We start from the raw sequence: 17824 nt of genomic DNA, 5'->3' as shown, positions 1-17824 counted from the left end.
GAATTGGCGGCAATAGTCAATTTCCCATTTAAAGTAGCAAGTTCACTTTTGTCTAAAATTTTGGAATCAATATTTATATTTTTAGTTTCAGAAGATTTGTTCTCAACACGGATTCTAAGTTTGATATTTGCTGAACCTGTTTTTAAATTCGGATCTGCATGAATGTATTGATGTGAGATTCTTAGGTCGTTATTTTTAACTAAGGTCACATCTCTAATAATTCCACCCCAATTCCAAGTAGCTCCAACCATAACGGTATTATCAACTTCTACTGCAACAATATTTTTTCCATTGAAATTTAATTTGTCTGTTACATCAAATTCAAAAGGGGTAAATCCACCTCTGTTTTTTCCTATGAAATTTCCGTTTAAATAAATATTAGAAACATGGTAAACACCATCAAATTTTAAGCGAACTCTTTTATTTTTATTTTCTTTCCAATTCGAAGGCAGTATTATCTCTTTTCGATACCAAGCATTACCTCTGTAATTTGAAAATTCATTGATCATTCCCCAATGTCCAGGAACTTTTAAGTCATGCCATTTTGAATCGTCAAATTCAGGTAAATAAACTTGATTAGGCTCTTTTTTTGCTTTTAAATATTCTGCTTCAGGAATGGGTCTAAATAGTACAACATCTGCAGATACAGAACCTTGAGCAATAGCACCAATTTCTATGCGATTTGTTTCAGATTCATCAAAACGATAAATACCGACACTCAACCATTCATCACAGATACTTCTTTGATTAAAATATTTTTTGTCTTGTCCATTGGTATGAAAAATAGTTACTTGTGCCGTTAAATGTGATTCATAAGGGAAACGTACAAAAGCTTCGTAGTAACCTGCTTTTTTGAATTTTGGATAATAACCTACAGAAGCCTTATCTGGAAATTTGTTAAAGCTGTGTTGTAAATAGTTTTTTCCAAAAAAAGTTGCTCCTTTTCTTCCGATTTTCTTCGTTTTCCATTCCCCTTTAGTAACAATATGTTTTTTATTATTGTTATCAATAAGCAAATCATTTTCGGTTTCTTGGATATTTAAATAGTTTGACCCTTCACCATAAATAGCATGAAATTTCCATTTTCCGTTTAAGCTTAATTCTTCCTCTCCAGTAACAGAAGTATTTGATGATTCGGTTCCGCAGGATAATAGAAGTATTGAAAATAAAAATGTGATATGTTGTTTAACTTTAATCATTCCAATGGTTTTTAATTACTGTTTGTATATGAGGGAAATTTGCGTCTTCTTCGTTGAGGTTTTTTCTCTTTTTCTTTAAATCCTTTTTCATGTTTTTTACAATCTTAGCATATTTCGGATTATGATATTCATTCTGCATTTCTTCAGGATCTTTTTTCAAATCATAAAACTCCCAGCCAGCTGGTGTATCAAAATCATATCGTCCCCAACCGTCTTGTTTAATTTGATCTTTAGGTTTCCAAAATTTTCCATAGAAAAAAATCAGTTTATAATCTTTGGTTCGAATTCCGAAATGGGCAGGATTGGCATGTCTACTTCCCATGTGCATCCAGTATCTGTAATAAGTAGATTTTTGCCACTTTTTAGTTTCTTTAGCCCCGTTTAAAAGATCTTTAAAACTGTGTCCTTGCATATAACTTGGTGCTTTCCCGCCTGCGATGTCTATTAAAGTAGGAGCAAAGTCGGTGTTGTTGATAAGGGCATCTTTACGGATTCCTTGTTCTAACCCTTTAGGAAAATGCACAATAAACGGCATGCGCATAGATTCTTCATACATCCATCGCTTGTCAATATAATCATGTTCGCCTAGCATAAAACCTTGATCGGCTGTGTAAATAATAATGGTGTTATCATACAATCCTTCAGCTTTTAACTCATCGATCAAACGTTTTACGTTGTCATCTACACCTTTTACGCAACGCAAGTATCTTTTTAAGTATTCTTGATAAGATTTATGTTTGTGATCTGGGATGTTTGTATCGATATCTAAACTTCGTCCAACACCTCGAATGGTATTTCTCAATCCAACGGAAGAGCCAATATCATGAATTAATGAATCGTCTTTACCTCTTGTAGCTATGGATCCATTGTTTCCTCTTTGGTACAAACTTGCTGGTTCTGGAATATAAGTATCTTCTAAATAATCTTTATAACGATCTGCAAATTCAAACATACCATGTGGTGCTTTGAAATGATGCATTAGCATAAAGGGTTTTGATTTATCTCTTCTGTTTTTCAGCCATTCTATAGAACGATCTGTAATTATGTCTGATGAATGACCTGTGTACTTCGTCGTTTTTACAGTTCTAATATTTCCTTTTCCGAAATTGATTTTTTCAGTTTTTTTACCGTTTTTTGAAATTAAAGTAGGATTGTGGTATTTACCTTGAAGTGGTAATACTTCGTAATAATTGAAATTTCCAGGCTCGTTTTTTAAATGCCATTTTCCGATAACCGCCGTTTCGTAACCTAGGGCTTGCATTTCTTTTGGTAAATATTGCTTTGCTACGTCTAAAGGTTGATGTAAATCTAATACTCCATTTGTTTGTGGATATTGTCCGGTTAAAATACTTGCTCTACTTGGTGTACATATAGAATTGTTGCAATAAACATTGTCAAATATAATTCCTTCATTAGCCAACTTGTCAATATTGGGTGTTGGATTTAGAGTTGCCAATCGACTGCCATAAACACCAAATGCCTGTGTTGTATGATCGTCAGACATAATGAATAAAATATTGGGTTTGGATGTGCTTAATTTAGCAGATTTTTTTTGCGCTTGCAATTGAAGTACAGCAAAAAGAATAAGTATGTAAGTAAGTATGTTTGTTTTCATTTGACTATTGTTTCGCATTCTAAATTTCACAACTATTATTCTTGAATATTTTTAACTTTTGACCATTCACTAGTTTCAGATTTCATTTTTATATAAAATGCTTCTTTTGTATTCCATGGAATTTTGACGAATCCTTTTAAATCTGATGCAAAATTTTCTGTTAAATTGGTTTTCGAATTCCCGTATTTAAAAGTAAAAGAAGTTTCTTCTTTTGAAACATTGTAACCAATTACAATTTGATTTCTTATTTTTTGTAAATGAATAATTCGGTCTGATAAATCTTGTATTTTATTTAATTCTCCAGAAGGAATATTTGAAACAGAAGTCATTTCTATTCCTAAAGGAGATATTAAGGAAATTTTATAAAAAGGGGTTTCTTTCGGTTGTTGAAATGTGAATTTTAATTCTTTGGCTCCAGGTTCTATTACTGGTAACTCTATGGCTTTTTGAGAATTGCTTTCTAGTTTTTTCGTGTAGAAATTATATTTTAAATGATATTTGTTTAAAGTATATGAAGGCAACTCCTCTTTTTTTCTTGGTGATAAAACAACGTTGATTTTATTATTTATGATTTTAGCAGTTAAATCATGAACAGGTCCATATATTTTTTGGACTTGAGCAAAAGCTTTAGGTTTTTTATTTCTCCATACATCAACAACTCCCCAAGCTCTATTTCCCGAGGCAGGAGTACCTTTGTAATTACTTCTGTAGTCGTTATAGGTCCAAACCGCTGAACCAAAAACATAAGGTAGTTTCTGAATTTCTTTTAAATCTTCAAGCAAAGCATCTGAAAAAACAGCGTCATTGGATTCTCCCAATTGTCCTTTTCCTATCTCAGTAAAAAAGATGGGTTTTCCAGGGAATTTCTTATGCGTTGTTTGAACTTTTTTTACTGCGTCACCATAAGTGTTGATGGATAAAAAGTCAACTTTTTCATAGACTTCATTTCCGATTTTTGAATTTGGTAAATACGAAGTATAACTGGCAAAAGTTTTTAATCTAGTGGTGTCTAATTCATCGATATAATCTAACATAGAGTTAGCATAACCATATTGTTTTGGAGTCATTGTTTTATTCGTCCATTTCTTAACTGCAGTTTCTGAACCGGTTAATGGTTTGGTGTTTTTCTTTAAAACATAGGCTCCAAGTTCATTTCCTACACTGTAACCAATAACTGAAGCATGGTTGTAATCTCTGTCGATCATTTCTTTCAACCATTTTTTTGTAAGAGGGTTATGAGTAAAAGCATTTGGGTCATCAGAACCCCAAACAGGAATTTCTGTTACAAGCATATAACCAATACTGTCGCAAAATTTTAATAAACTAGGAGCAGCAGGTGCATGCATCATTCTTGAGAAATTAGCTCCTAAAGATTTCATCTCTGTGATGTCGTGTTTTACCAATTCATAAGGTTCTGTATTTCCGTATGCAGGATGATCATGAACTCGATTAAAACCATTCAAACGCACAGCTTCGTTGTTTAAAAATAATTGCTCACCGATTGTTTCTACTTTTCGAATTCCAAACTTATCCACAACAAGTTGTTTGTTGTTTTGATAATTTAATTGTGTATTTAATTGGTAAAGAATAGGAGAGTCAAAATGCCATAAATCGAATGTGCTTACGTCTTTTTCAAAACTTATAACAGCTTCAGTAGTGCTGTTTGCTGATATTGTTACTTCCTTATTTTTTGTAAGTATTTTATTGTTTTTTGAATCGTAGATGTTGGCCTCAATTTGTACAGATTTACTTTCCGAAACATTGCTTTCTAACTTGTACTTGATATCAAAAGCGATTTTTTTCGTTTTGAAATTTGGTTGTGCTGATATATGTTGCCAAACAACTCTAACATCTGCATTAGCCAAAAGTGTTACATTCCTGCTAATACCACCCCAAGCCCACCAAGCACCTCTTTTGTAGCTATTGTTTGCTTGAACAATAATTGTATTGGGTTTGTCGCGAAAAACTTTGTCTGTTATGTTGAATTCAAAAGGAGTATAACCACCTTTATGTTCTCCCAATAGCTCACCATTCAACCATACTTTGGAGGTTTCATAAACAGCATCGAATCGCAATCTAATTTGTTTAGATTCCCATGATTTTGGAATATTGACTTCTTTTTGATAATAGCCATTTCCTACATGATTTGCATATGCGTTTTCTGTATCCCAGTTTCCAGGAACATAAATTTTATCCCAATTTTTAAATTCGGATTTTAAAACTTTTGCTTCTGAAACTGTATTTGAAGCTAAAAAATTCCACTCACCATTTAGTGACACTTCATTAGGATTTAATGAGGTTTCATCTGAATTCATTGAAGGCTTACAGCTTACGATGAATATGCAGAGTGTAAAAATTGAGAGGAATTTTTTCATAATTTATGCTTTTAAACAAATAATTTCAAAGATTGATGCAGGTACATTTTTAGATGGGTGTTCTGCTTCAATAGTCAAGGCTTTTGTTTTTATAGGCTTTTCAAATTTCCAAGAATTCATCGTCTGATAGTTTCCTTGTTTTTCAGCTAAAATAGTTTCGTTAGCATCTTTGATTTTATAATTTCTCAAACAGAAAGGTGCTACTTCTTCAGGATGTCCCATTAAAGTCGATTCTAGAGCGTGGTCATAATCCGTATCAAGAAATAACTTGATTTCTGAAATTTCTTGTTCCTCATCCCAAGTCACTTTTAATTCTGGAGCTTCGTCATTTAAATCGGCAGACCATGCGTTAACAGTTGTTCCAGGACGTACAAATCCGTTACCAATATTTTTGTTATCAAAAGCTTCAATTGCAGGAGAAATTTCCATGGCAATATTTTTTCCTTCTGGTCTTCTCTGCGGAATCCAAAATTCAAAAGCATCAACTCCAATTTCTGCAGGCGGTGCTTGTTTACCATTGTTGGAAACAGCTTTGTTCACTCCGTTAAACACAGATAAAATTCCAGAGAAACGTTCGTTGCTATTTTTTAATTCAATTTTATCATTAGACATAAAAGTTACAAAGGCGTACTGATCTTCACCAAGGGTAGTTTCAAAATCAAATTCTATGTATTGTTCTCCTTTTTCCAAAGACAATAATTGAGATTCTAAAATTAATTCTGGGCAATAGTTTTCAGCTTTGATAGATGTTCTTAATTGAATTTCTATATCTGTTGCTTCCAATACATTTGCCAATACTTTGAATTTGTATTTTTGATTGGCTTTAAGAGGTAATAACTGCGCAGCTGAAGTTCCTAAATTCATCCATTCTCCATCAAATTTTATTTTTGATAATTGTAAAGAAGAGCTACTTTCTATAGTTGCTTTTGTGATTAAGTTACTTTCTTTTTGAATAGGAACACGAGGAATACTTTGACCAAAAATATTCAATTCATTTTGCAATTCTTTGATCAAACCATTTTCTAAAATTTGTGCAGGTTTGATGTTTTTATCTAGACATATAGAAGCCGCAACACCTAAAGCTTGCGCACACAAACCTGTGGTAGCCATAACTCTGGTAGAACCAAAAGCAACGTGTGTTGCGCTAATAATTCTTCCTGCCAAGAAAAGATTGTCAATATCCTTACTCACAAATGACCTGTAAGGAATATCATAAATCCCTTTTGAATGCCATTGTGTACAACCTGATAGTTCGCTATAAACGCCATCGGCAGGGTGTAAATCAATTGCCCATCCACCATGAGCAATGGCATCGTCAAATTTACTTTGACCAATAACATCTTGCTGTTTCATCATATACAATCCTTCAAAACGTCTACTTTCACGTTTTCCAGGAACTGTTCCAACCCATTCTAAAGTCATGTTATCAACATCTTCAAATTCCCCTGAATTTTTGATATAATTCCAAACCCCGTAAATAACTTTCCAAAGTTCGTATTTGATTTCTTCAGTTTCATGGATTGTATCTCCACGACCTCCATATTCGAACCACCAAAAGCGACAACCTTTGTCATCTTTTCCAATAGCTTTATAACGTGGAATTGCAGTAATATCTTTTAATGCAAATTCGGGAGCTACATATTTTACTGGCTTGTTTGTGTTTTTACTGTAGAAGTACATGGAGTGCCCAAGTAATTCTCCGTAAGATTTGTCTGGAGCAAATAATTCTCCAAATTCTTCTTTTGTTTCAGCACCCATTCTAAAAGAAGCGCCTGCTTTAAAAGCAACAATACCATCACCAGAAGCATCACAAAACAAAGGAGCATTTATTACGTAATCAGTAGAGTTTTGTGGGTTGAAAGCTCTAACCGATTCCAAACTATTTTCATTGGATTTGGTAACATCATATACACTGGTGTTTAATAAAAGTGTGATGTTTTTTTCATTCATTACTTTTTCCAATAACACAGTGTCAAAGATAATGGCATTACCTTCTTTGTTACGGTATAAGTTTTCTACCAAAATCTCATCCATAACTCCACCTTCACGAGACCAACGATTGTTGTTTCCCATGTGAGATGTTGCTCCAAGAATCCAAAGTCTTACTTCAGAAGAAGCATTACCACCTAAAACAGGTCGGTCTTGAATTAAAACTGTTTTTGTGCCCTTTCTGGCAGCAGTAATTGCGGCACAGACTCCTGCGGTTCCTCCTCCAATTACTACAAACTCAGATTGAATTTCAGAAATTTTATTATCTCTTTTTTCGGCACTATGGTTCTGTACTAACATATTATATTGTTGTTGATTTTATTTAAGATTTTTTTTGATCACTACAAGTCCAAGTATTAGAACGGCTATTCCCATTCCTCCTACAAGTAAGGCTCCTGTATCGGCAATAAATGAAAGCCCAAGAACTAACAATCCAGTTGCAGCAACTCCGATTCCAATAACTCTTCCTCCTTTTTTATTACTACCAGCAGATTCCTCAGTAGTTGTACCAACTTTACCGGCAACAATTTCTTGATGCTTGTCGTGTTGTATTGTACTTGCATTTTGTGATTTTGCATAGAAGTCATAGATGGCAAGAAGAATAACAGGAATTCCTACACCAACTCCCATTTCGGTAGCGCGATCTAAACCAAATTCAAATAATTTTGGACTTATGAATTTAAAGAACCCGTTGATTGTTAAAGAAATTATAGTAACAGCCAAAACGCTTTTTCCTGTTTGGTATTTTGAAAACAACGCCCAAAGTGGAGGTAAAAACATGGCTCCACCAGTTAATGCAGCCAAACTCATTACTACGTTAACAATTCCTCCCATTAGCGGTACTAATAAGGCAACGATTATTGTAATAATTCCCAAACCAATTGTTGATCTTTTTCCAACCTTTACCAATTCACTATCACTAGAATTTGGTTTGAAGTGTTTGTATACATCATTAGCCAATACTCCAGCTGAAATATTTAAAGTTGTGTTTACCGAACTAGAAGTAGCGAAAACCATTCCTCCTAACATTAAACCAAGCATACCTACAGGTAATACTTCTTTACACATTAATAAATATGCACCTTCTTCAGCTAAATCTCCTAAATCTGGATTCAAGACTCTATAAATCATTGGAGGTAACATCCAGATAAGTGGACTAATAGTATACAATCCTCCAAAAAGCCAACCTACTTTTTTTGCTTCTCTTGGAGTTGCTACACTGGTATATCTTTGGATGTATGCCCAGTTTCCTGCAATAAAAAATAAATTATACAATCCGAATGCAACTAAGAAACCTGGTGTGTATTCATCATTTACAAAATTGAAAAAATTATCAGGAGCAAGGTTGATGAAATTGTCAATACCTCCAATTTTATCAAACGATAAAGGGACAACAATTAATACAGCAGCGGTAAGTACGACAAATTGCAATACATCGGTCACAATAACGGCCCACAAGCCACCAACTGTAGTGTATATCAAAATCAGTATTCCTAAAAATATAACACTCGCACTGATTGGGATTCCTGTGGAAACTTCAACAATTTTTGCAACGGGATACAAAAATGCTCCGGTAGTAAAAACGGATATTAATAAAAATAAATACGTATAAATTTTTTGTGTTTTATAACCCAATCTATCGGTGATAAATTCTGCAGCGGTTAAGGCTTTTGTTTTTTGCCATTTAGGAGCGATCCAAAAACCAATGATCAAACCGGCTATACACATGGTCCATTGGATGGCAATTGCTACCCAACCACTTTTGTATGCAATAGATCCCCAAACCACAAAAGTTCCTGCCGAGAAAAAACTCATAAACAAAGAAAGTCCACTCATCCACCATGGCAAAGCCCCACCAGCAGCAAAATAAGATTTCATGTTTTTACCCGCTTTAGAAAAGCTCATTCCACAAATAAAAACTAAAAGTGTGAAGACTAATATTACTGAAATATCTATAGGACCCATTATGGTTGTATTTTAATTTACACTGCAATTTCGATTAAATTTTAGGTTTTCACAATGGAATGAATAAAATCATTACCGGAAACGTTCCCGTAAACGGTTTTTGTTTACGGTAACGTTCTCGGTATTTGCGAGAATTATTTAAAAAGATTAATATTGACGGATGAAACACACAACCATAAAAGATGTAGCAAGTAAATTAAATGTATCTGTTTCAACTGTGTCAAGAGCATTTAATGATAAATACGATATTAGAACCGAAACAAAAGAGTTGGTTCTGAAAACGGCTAAAGAAATGGGGTATCGTCCAAATCCTATTGCGCGGAAGTTAATTCAGCAACGTTCTTTGAATTTTGGAATTATCGTACCAGAATTTGTAAACAGTTTCTTTCCTGAAGTTATTATTGGTGCTCAAGAAGTTTTATTAGCAGAAGGGTATCAAGTATTGATTATGCAATCCAATGAATCTTCGGAAACAGAGATGAAAAATGTTGATACCATGGTTGATAATATGGTAGACGGGTTGATTGTTTCGTTGACCTGTGAAAATGAAAATATAGAGAAGTATAAAGAATTGATAGCTTCAGAGATGCCGATAGTATTTTTTAATAGAGTGGTTGATGATTTGCCTGCTTCTAAAGTGGTTTTTGATGACTATAAATGGGCGTTTTTTGCTACTGAGCATCTATTGGTTCAAGGACATACAGATATTGTTCATTTATCAGGACCTAAAAATTTATTATTATCAAAAAATAGATCACAAGGCTTTGATGCTGCGCATAGAAAACATAAAATTCCTGTTGGTAGAAAAATTCCATGTGGGTTTTCTATGGAGGAAGGAGAACGTGTGGCTTTAGATTTGATTAAAAAGGATGAAGTGCCTACAGCTATTTTTGCAGCAAGTGATCCAGGGGCCATTGGTGCGATGAAAGTTTTTAAAGACCATGGATATGCTATTCCAAAAGATATAGCTATTGTTGGATTTTCAGAGTCTAGTTTAGCCGAACATATTGCCCCACCATTAACGTCAGTGAGTCAGCCAACAAGAGATATAGGACAAACAGCAGCTAAACTTTTATTGGAACAGATTGATACAAAAGGACTATTTGTTCCTCAAACAATTGTTCTGAATGGTCGATTGAATGTAAGAGAATCATCTATGAAGGTATAGTGAGTTTTTATAAAGGGAAAGGGACAATACATAATTATTGTCCCTTTTTGGGTTTAAGATATATCAATCTCTTTTCATTATTATTTATAAGTTAGAAGCTAGAAATTAATATGGTTCTATTGTTGAGTCTTTTACATAGTTTTCTATATGTTGTTGTTTGGAAAAGGAGTAAATAATTCTCCTGTATACCGAAAATATTTTTATTCTCTGAAAAACATTCCCGATACGATAATCTCACATCTTCTTTTTTTGTGTTTTACGATGTTGTCAATTCTTTGCTCAGTCTTTGTTAATAAGAAATAAGTAGAACAAATGTCTTTTTAAAGGGGACAGATATGCTATTCTTTTTTTAGGCATATAGATTGCTATATATTTACTATCCATATTAGAAAATGTAAATAAAACGTATATGAAATATTATAAATTATCCTTGTCAGTTTGTTTGATCGCAATTTTGGTTTTTGTGAGCTCGTGTGGCCATGAAGAATCGAATGTGATAGCAGATCAGAATTTTAACAAAGGCTGGTTGTTTAAAAAGGATACAATTATCGGTGCAGAGAAAGTGTCTTTTGAGGATGTTAGTTGGAGACAACTTGACTTGCCTCATGATTGGGCTATCGAAGGACCTTTTAGTAACGAACATAACGCTAGAACAGGTGGTTTGCCTGTGACAGGAGAAGCTTGGTATAGAAAACATTTTGTTGTTGATATAAAAAATAAAAACAAACAAGTTTCGGTTGAGTTTGATGGAGCCATGAACAATGCGAAAGTATGGGTGAATGGTGAATATGTAGGAGGAAGGCCTTATGGATATATTGGTTTTGAGTTTGATATTACTTCTAAAATAAAATTTGGAGAGGATAATGTAATTGCAGTTCAGTTGTCGCCAGAAGATTTATCTGCACGTTGGTACCCAGGAGCAGGTATTTATAGAAATGTTCGATTAAAATTAAAGAATACGTTACATATTCCACAGTATGGAACTTTTGTCACTACGCCAAAGGTAAATTCTGAAATAGCTGAAGTAACAGTTAAAACTTCGGTTAAAAATTCGGGTAATAAAGTTGTTGAAGCCACTTTGGAAACGATTATTAAAGATGAGAAAGGAAAAACGGTAGCTGAAAATAGTACTAAGAAAAACATTGGTGGTTCTTCGGTTGAAGAATTCTCTTTAGATACCAAAATTCAGAATCCACAATTATGGGAGATTGCTAATTCTTATTTATACACAGTTACAAGTCTTGTAAAAGTGAATGGGAGTTTAGTTGATGAATACACGACAAAGTTTGGAGCAAGAACTATCGAGTTTGATGCTGAAAAAGGATTTTTATTAAATGGAAATATTGTTCAGTTAAACGGTGTGTGTATGCATCATGATCAAGGGCCTTTAGGGGCAGCAATAAATTACAGAGCAAAGCAACGTCAAATGCAAATTATGCAAAGTATGGGAGTGAATGCTTTGCGTACAAGTCATAATCCACCATCTCCAGAAATGTTACAGGTGTGTGATGAATTGGGAATTGTTGTGATTACAGAAGCATTCGATGAATGGAAACTTGGAAAAGTTGAAAATGGGTATCATAAATATTTTGATGAGTGGCATGAAACAGATTTACGAGATATGATTAAAAGAGATCGTAATCATCCATCGGTAATTATGTGGAGTATTGGGAATGAAATTTTAGAACAAGCTAGAAAAGATGGTTGGAAAGTAGCTAAGATTTTAAATGATATCTGTCATGATGAAGATAATACGCGTCCAACAACTGCGGGATTCAATTATTATCCAGCTCCATTTAAAAACAAATTGGCTTATCAGATTGATATTGTAGGAATGAACTACTGGTCGGATAAATACAAAGAAATTAAAGAGAATAACCCTGGGATTATTTTATATGGTTCTGAAACATCGTCTCAAACAAGTAGTAGAGGGGTGTATCATTTACCAATAGAATATTTGCCTAGAAAAGAAACAAATCACGTTTCTAGTTATGATGTGATTGTTGGACCGCCATGGGCATATGCACCAGATATTGAGTTTGATGATCAAGAAAAAAATCCAAATTCTTTAGGAGAGTTTATTTGGACTGGGTTTGATTATTTAGGAGAACCTACACCTTATGGAGGTAGAGATAATTCTACAAATGGATATTGGAATGACGACTGGCCTTCAAGGTCTTCTTACTTTGCGCCAGTAGATTTATGTGGTTTCCCAAAGGATAGGTATTATTTATATCAAAGTCAGTGGACAACAGAACCGATGGTTCATGTATTGCCGCATTGGAATTGGGAAGGGAAAGAAGGAGAAGTAATCCCTGTATATTCTTATACAAATTGTGATGAGGTTGAGTTGATTGTAAATGGGAAGTCGTACGGAAAACGTATAAAAGGAAAAGATTTTACCATGATTCCATCTGAATACCATGGTTTCAAAAAAGGGATGTATAAATCTAAATACAGACTATCTTGGAATGTTCCTTATCAAGCTGGAAGTATAAAAGTTATTGGGTATAAAAATGGAAAAGTTGCTGCAACTAAAGAAATTAAGACAGCGGGTAAACCAGCTCAAATAAAATTAATTGCCGACCGAAGTGAAATTAATGCTGATGGAGCAGATTTATCTTTTGTAACTGTAAGAGTTGAAGATAAGGACGGGAATTTGTGTCCGTTAGCATCCAGCCAGGTAGAATTTGAGATTTCAGGTTCAGGAACATTAGCAGCAGTTGGAAATGGAGATCAAATTTCAATGGCATCATTTCAAGTGAATACAAGGAAAGCTTTTAATGGATTGAGCATGGTAATTGTAAAATCTACAGAAGAAGGTGGAGAAATTTCTATCAAAGCAAATTCTAAGGGACTGACTTCTGATTTCATAAGCATAACAACAAAATAATACAATAAATAATAAAAGAATGAAAGCATTAAAATTTAATAAGGTTCTTTTAGTAATGGTACTTGCTTTGGCAAATCCGTTATTAAATATTACAGCGCAAAAAAAAGGAAAACAACCGAATATCGTTTTTATCCTTACAGATGATCAGTCGTATGGAATGATGGGATGTACTGGGAACGAAATTGTACAAACTCCGAATATAGACAAGTTAGCTAAAGATGGAGTTTTGTTTACGAATGCACATATTTCTAGTGCAATTTGTACGCCAAGTAGAATTTCTATTTTATTAAGTCAATATGAAAGAAAGCACGGTGTGAATTTTAATTCAGGTACATCTGTGTCAGGTAAAGCATGGGAAAAAGCTTATCCGTTGGTGATGAGAAATGCGGGTTATTATACCGGGTGGATTGGTAAAAATCATGCTCCTATTGGAGAAGGTGGTTATACAAGTGGATTGATGGAAAAGAGTTTCGACTACTGGTACGCAGGTCATGGTCATATTCGTTTTTATCCAAAAGATGTACATGCCATTTTTAATGATGCAATTGCCTCAACACAGCCAGAAGTAATTAATGAAGGGATGGATGATTTTTTAGATCCTAATGCAAGAAAGTTAAAAGGTGCGGTTAAGTTTTTAGAAACTCGCCCTACAGATAAACCATTTTTATTGTCTATCAATTTCAATTTGCCTCATGGTGCAGGGACTGGGAGTATGAAACAAAGAAAAACAGATGATGATATTTACAAGTCTCTTTATAGAGATCTTGAATTGGCATTGCCTGCGAATTATATTGCCAAAGCTGATATTAAAACACCAAAACTACCTGCTGACTTATTAAGAGCAGAAGATCGTCAAACAGGATATAATTATTCTGATACTCCAGAAGGATTTAGAGAGCGTTATACGCGTCAATTACAAGCAATGACGGGGATAGATCGTTTGGTTGGAAACTTACGTTTGAAGTTGAAAAAATTGAAGTTGGATAAAAATACAATTATCATTTTTACTTCTGATCATGGTTTGTTTATGGGAGAACAAGGTTTAGGAGGAAAAGCATTGTGTTATGAAAAAACAACACATGTTCCAATGATTGTGATGGATCCTTCTTTGAAAAGAAAAAATAGAGGAAGAAAAAGTGACGCTTTGGTACAGTCTATTGATGTTGCTCCAACAATGTTGGCTATGGCGGGTGTTGCGATTCCAAAAGAATTTCAAGGAAAAGATATTTCTAAATTAGTGGTTGATAAAACTGCTGAGGTAAGAGACTATGTTTTTACAGAAAACTTATGGTCTACTCAATTTGGAAATCCTAAATGTGAGGCGGTTCAAAATAAAGAATGGAAATATATTAGATATTATAAAAACACTACTTTTTCAGCATCTAAGAAAATAGCAACAGCAAAAGAATTAGGAATTCCTGTAAACAAAATGTTATATGCTACTCATGATCCTGATATTGCGTATTACCGTCAATTATCAGACTCTTCTTTAGAGGGAGAAAAGCCAGTGTATGAAGAATTGTATAATTTAAAAAACGATCCTGCTGAATTGGTTAATCTTGCCAAGAATAAAGAAAATAAGGAAACATTAAAAGAATTAAGAAAAGTTTGGAAAGAACAAATTACTATGGCTAGAGGAACAGGAAAACCTCAGGTATTAAGGTATACAAATGATAGTCATCCTAAAGGAGGACATTAATCAATTTAGTTTATAAAGTCTTATGAAAAAAATAGCATTTTTACTATTATTGAGTTTACAATTTCAGGTTTTTGCAACAGATTTTAATGTTTTAAAATATGGAGCAAAGGCAGATGGAATAACGAAAGATACCGAAGCTGTGCAAAAGGCAATTGATGCCTGTACAAAAAATGGTGGAGGAAAAGTAATAATTCCTGCTGGTAAAACTGTGGTAGTAGGAACTATCTATTTAAAAGATTTTGTGACATTGCATATAGAAAATGGTGCTAGTTTGTTGGGAAGTCCAGAGTATAAGGATTATACAACGGACACACATTACAATACCTACAAGGACGAACCTCATATGGATCGTTGTTTGATTTTTGCCTCAGAAGCAAAATCATTTACGATAGAAGGTAATGGAATTATTAATGGGAATGGCTCTCCTAAAAACTTCAATAAGAAAAATGGAGGGAGACCCATGTTGTTGCGGTTTTATAAATGCTCTGATATAAAGCTGAAAAATGTAACTTTAAAAGATCCAGCTGCTTGGACGTCTGCTTGGTTGTATTGCAATGAAATTGTGGTATCTGGAATTAAAATTATTAGTAGAGTCAATCATAATGGAGATGGACTTGATTTTGATGGCTGTACCAATGTTAGAGTAAGTGATTCTTCCTTTGATAATAGTGATGACTCTATTTGTCTTCAGGCGTCTAATGCAGCATATCCATGTAAAAATATCACTGTAACAAATTGTGTATTTACAACAAAATGGGGAGGTATGCGAATTGGATTGGCATCTAGAGGAGATTTTGAGTCCGTAACGGTTTCAAATTGTACCTTTTTTGATATTCAGGATTCTGGATTGAAAATTCAAATGAATGAAGGTGGGGAAATGAAGAATATGTCATTTTCTAATTTGGTGATGAAAAATGTGCCAAGACCAGTTTTTATGACTTTTTGCCAACAGAGAGCTGGTGTAGATATGCCAAAAGAGATGTTTCCAATGAAGGCGATGGATGGTTTCATTTTTAGTGATTTAATTGTTGATAATAGAGAGTTGGATAAAAATTCGGCATTTTTTATTACGGGTATGCCTGGTCATAATATTGAAGATATTCAGTTGAATAATATTCAAATGACTGTTTCTGGTGGAGGTACAAAAACGGATGCTGAAAATTTAATTAAAGAGTATACATTAGAAACTCTTGGGAATTGGTGGCCTGAATTTAGCAAAGTAGGAACCCTACCTGCTTCCGGAATTTTTGCTAGGCATATTGATGGATTGTCAATTACAAATTTTCATTTGAATACCATTGACGAAGATTTTAGACCAACGATTGTTTTAGACGACGTTTCTAACGGTTATGTTTCGAATGCTTTTTTGAACAGAAAAGAGATTCGCAAAAAAGAAATTATCAGAAAGTGATTTTCTTTTGTGAAATATGATAAAAGTCCTGCAAGAAACTGCAGGACTTTTTGTTTATATGTGTTTTAAGACAGTGTTAAAATGCTTTAAAAATCAAGAGAGAGTATAGATGTTGTATGTCGACACATTTATGGTAATAACAAAAACATTTGTTCAATACAGATAGCTTATGAAAGAATAACTTTGTAAAACAAGATTTAAATTAATTAATAAAAGGAAAAATATCTTAGATATGAAGTCATTTAAATTGATCATAACTTTTGCTTTGATACTTCCTGTCATGAGCATTGCACAAAAAAAGAAACCGAATATCGTTTTGGTTTATGCTGATGATATCAGTGCACGAGAGTTTCCTGTGTACAAATCAAAAGTCTGGAACGCAGATTCGAAAGGTGAAAGTACGGATCCTAAAATGCGAGCTAAGACACCTGTGTTAACAAGATTAGCCACTGAGGGCTTGTATGTAAAAACGGCATGGGCAGCAACCATTTGCTCTCCTAGTAGGGCCATGATGATGACCGGTAGATATGCTGATAAGCACAAATGGTGGCATAATGGTGATTTAGGGTTTTCTGTTGGTGATGATGGGAAAAAACGACCGTGGCCTTTGTATGAGAGTTCTTCTCTAATCGGTCATATTGCGCAACAGGGAGGTTATGCTACGCTATGGTCTGGAAAAACACAAATGAAGGGTTCTGATTTGCAGAAATTTGGTTTTGATGAAGGTGTGTTTACTCCAGGGGAACAGGGAGCACCAAACAATCCAATGACAGATTTTAAAGTAATTCCTGAAAAAATAAATGGGAAAAAAGTTTACATCAATGCTGATACGGGAGAACAGATAGATACGCATCAACAATTTGGATGGTATTGGAAGCCTCATGTAAGATTGATGAATCATCCTAGTTCAAAAGAGAAATTAGCCTGGTGGCCAATAACTAAAAAGGACAAAAGGAATTATGGATTGAATACTTTTGGACCTGATGTTGAGTTAAATTTTATCTTTGATTTTATGGAAAGAAAACACAAAGAGAAGAAACCGTTTTTTGTGTATCATACAACGCATTTAGGACATGGAGCGGTAGATTTTTTCAATCAGACCAAGGACAATAAATATCCTCAAACTCCAAAAATTGAATGGAAAGACAATAAATATGTTCGATATACACCGAATGTAACAGGTGATAAGGGCGTATATGATACCCATAATTCATTGTCAGAACCAGGGATTAGAAATCATGTGAATTATTTAGATTATCAAGCTTGGTTGTATATCAATAAATTTAAAGAACTAGGGATTGAAGAGAATACTATTTTTATTTTTTGTGCGGATAATGGAACTCATTATTATGGAAAAGGAAGTCCTGTAAGTCAGAAAGGAACCCATGTACCCTTTATTGTTTACGCTCCGGGATTACAACTGACAAAAAAAGGAGAACAAGATATATTGGTGAATATAGCAGATGTTTTGCCTACAATCGCCGATATAGCTGGAGTTAAAATAGATAAG

General features: G+C 34.0%; 10 protein-coding genes. 5 read left to right on the top strand and 5 right to left on the bottom strand.

Annotated features, from left to right (window positions below):
• From P8H68_RS11515 to P8H68_RS11495, 5 genes are all read right to left on the bottom strand, one after another.
• A partial coding sequence (locus tag P8H68_RS11515; RefSeq protein ID WP_300325190.1) for a sugar-binding domain-containing protein occupies positions 1-1199 on the bottom strand: 1199 nt, incomplete at its 3' end.
• Positions 1192-2814 (bottom strand): sulfatase, encoded by a 1623-nt coding sequence (locus P8H68_RS11510; protein WP_300325187.1) that lies wholly within the window; start codon positions 2812-2814, stop codon positions 1192-1194. The genes P8H68_RS11515 and P8H68_RS11510, both read right to left, overlap by 8 nt.
• Positions 2815-2849: 35 nt before the next feature.
• Positions 2850-5189, bottom strand: a complete 2340-nt coding sequence (locus P8H68_RS11505) for a glycoside hydrolase family 2 TIM barrel-domain containing protein (protein ID WP_300325184.1) — start codon at positions 5187-5189, stop codon at positions 2850-2852.
• A 3-nt stretch (positions 5190-5192) separates the two neighbouring features.
• On the bottom strand, positions 5193-7478 hold the full coding sequence (locus P8H68_RS11500; RefSeq protein WP_300325181.1) for an FAD-dependent oxidoreductase: 2286 nt from the start codon (positions 7476-7478) through the stop codon (positions 5193-5195).
• Positions 7479-7496: 18 nt separating this feature from the next.
• Positions 7497-9143: a sodium:solute symporter family protein gene (locus P8H68_RS11495; RefSeq protein ID WP_300325179.1), complete on the bottom strand. Its 1647-nt coding sequence runs from the start codon at positions 9141-9143 to the stop codon at positions 7497-7499.
• 160 nt (positions 9144-9303) lie between these two features.
• On the opposite strand from P8H68_RS11495, the gene P8H68_RS11490 reads away from it, so the two are divergent.
• From P8H68_RS11490 to P8H68_RS11470, 5 genes are all read left to right on the top strand, one after another.
• Positions 9304-10311, top strand: coding sequence for a LacI family DNA-binding transcriptional regulator (locus P8H68_RS11490; protein ID WP_300325175.1), 1008 nt, complete (start codon positions 9304-9306; stop codon positions 10309-10311).
• 409 nt (positions 10312-10720) lie between these two features.
• Complete coding sequence (locus tag P8H68_RS11485; protein WP_300325172.1) at positions 10721-13204, top strand: glycoside hydrolase family 2 TIM barrel-domain containing protein; 2484 nt, start codon at positions 10721-10723, stop codon at positions 13202-13204.
• Positions 13205-13223: 19 nt separating this feature from the next.
• Positions 13224-14903 carry a sulfatase-like hydrolase/transferase gene (locus tag P8H68_RS11480; protein ID WP_300325170.1) on the top strand — a complete coding sequence of 560 codons (1680 nt, stop codon included), beginning with the start codon at positions 13224-13226 and terminating at the stop codon, positions 14901-14903.
• 22 nt (positions 14904-14925) lie between these two features.
• Positions 14926-16314 carry a glycosyl hydrolase family 28 protein gene (locus P8H68_RS11475; RefSeq protein WP_300325167.1) on the top strand — a complete coding sequence of 463 codons (1389 nt, stop codon included), beginning with the start codon at positions 14926-14928 and terminating at the stop codon, positions 16312-16314.
• Between the two features lie 232 nt (positions 16315-16546).
• A partial coding sequence (locus P8H68_RS11470) for a sulfatase-like hydrolase/transferase (RefSeq protein ID WP_300325164.1) occupies positions 16547-17824 on the top strand: 1278 nt, incomplete at its 3' end.

Source organism: Flavicella sp. (assembly GCF_029238425.1).
GTDB lineage: Bacteria > Bacteroidota > Bacteroidia > Flavobacteriales > Flavobacteriaceae > Flavicella.
Note: the sequence above shows the minus strand (reverse complement) of the source record. Positions and strands in the feature narration are given on the sequence as shown.

What these genes read in the sequence shown, in the direction of transcription:
- P8H68_RS11500 (WP_300325181.1), bottom strand. Translation starts at nt 7,478, where the DNA reads ATGTTAGTACAGAACCATAGTGCCGAAAAAAGAGATAATAAAATTTCT.
- P8H68_RS11485 (WP_300325172.1), top strand. Translation starts at nt 10,721, where the DNA reads ATGAAATATTATAAATTATCCTTGTCAGTTTGTTTGATCGCAATTTTG.
- P8H68_RS11490 (WP_300325175.1), top strand. Translation starts at nt 9,304, where the DNA reads ATGAAACACACAACCATAAAAGATGTAGCAAGTAAATTAAATGTATCT.
- P8H68_RS11480 (WP_300325170.1), top strand. Translation starts at nt 13,224, where the DNA reads ATGAAAGCATTAAAATTTAATAAGGTTCTTTTAGTAATGGTACTTGCT.
- P8H68_RS11505 (WP_300325184.1), bottom strand. Translation starts at nt 5,189, where the DNA reads ATGAAAAAATTCCTCTCAATTTTTACACTCTGCATATTCATCGTAAGC.
- P8H68_RS11510 (WP_300325187.1), bottom strand. Translation starts at nt 2,814, where the DNA reads ATGAAAACAAACATACTTACTTACATACTTATTCTTTTTGCTGTACTT.
- P8H68_RS11475 (WP_300325167.1), top strand. Translation starts at nt 14,926, where the DNA reads ATGAAAAAAATAGCATTTTTACTATTATTGAGTTTACAATTTCAGGTT.
- P8H68_RS11495 (WP_300325179.1), bottom strand. Translation starts at nt 9,143, where the DNA reads ATGGGTCCTATAGATATTTCAGTAATATTAGTCTTCACACTTTTAGTT.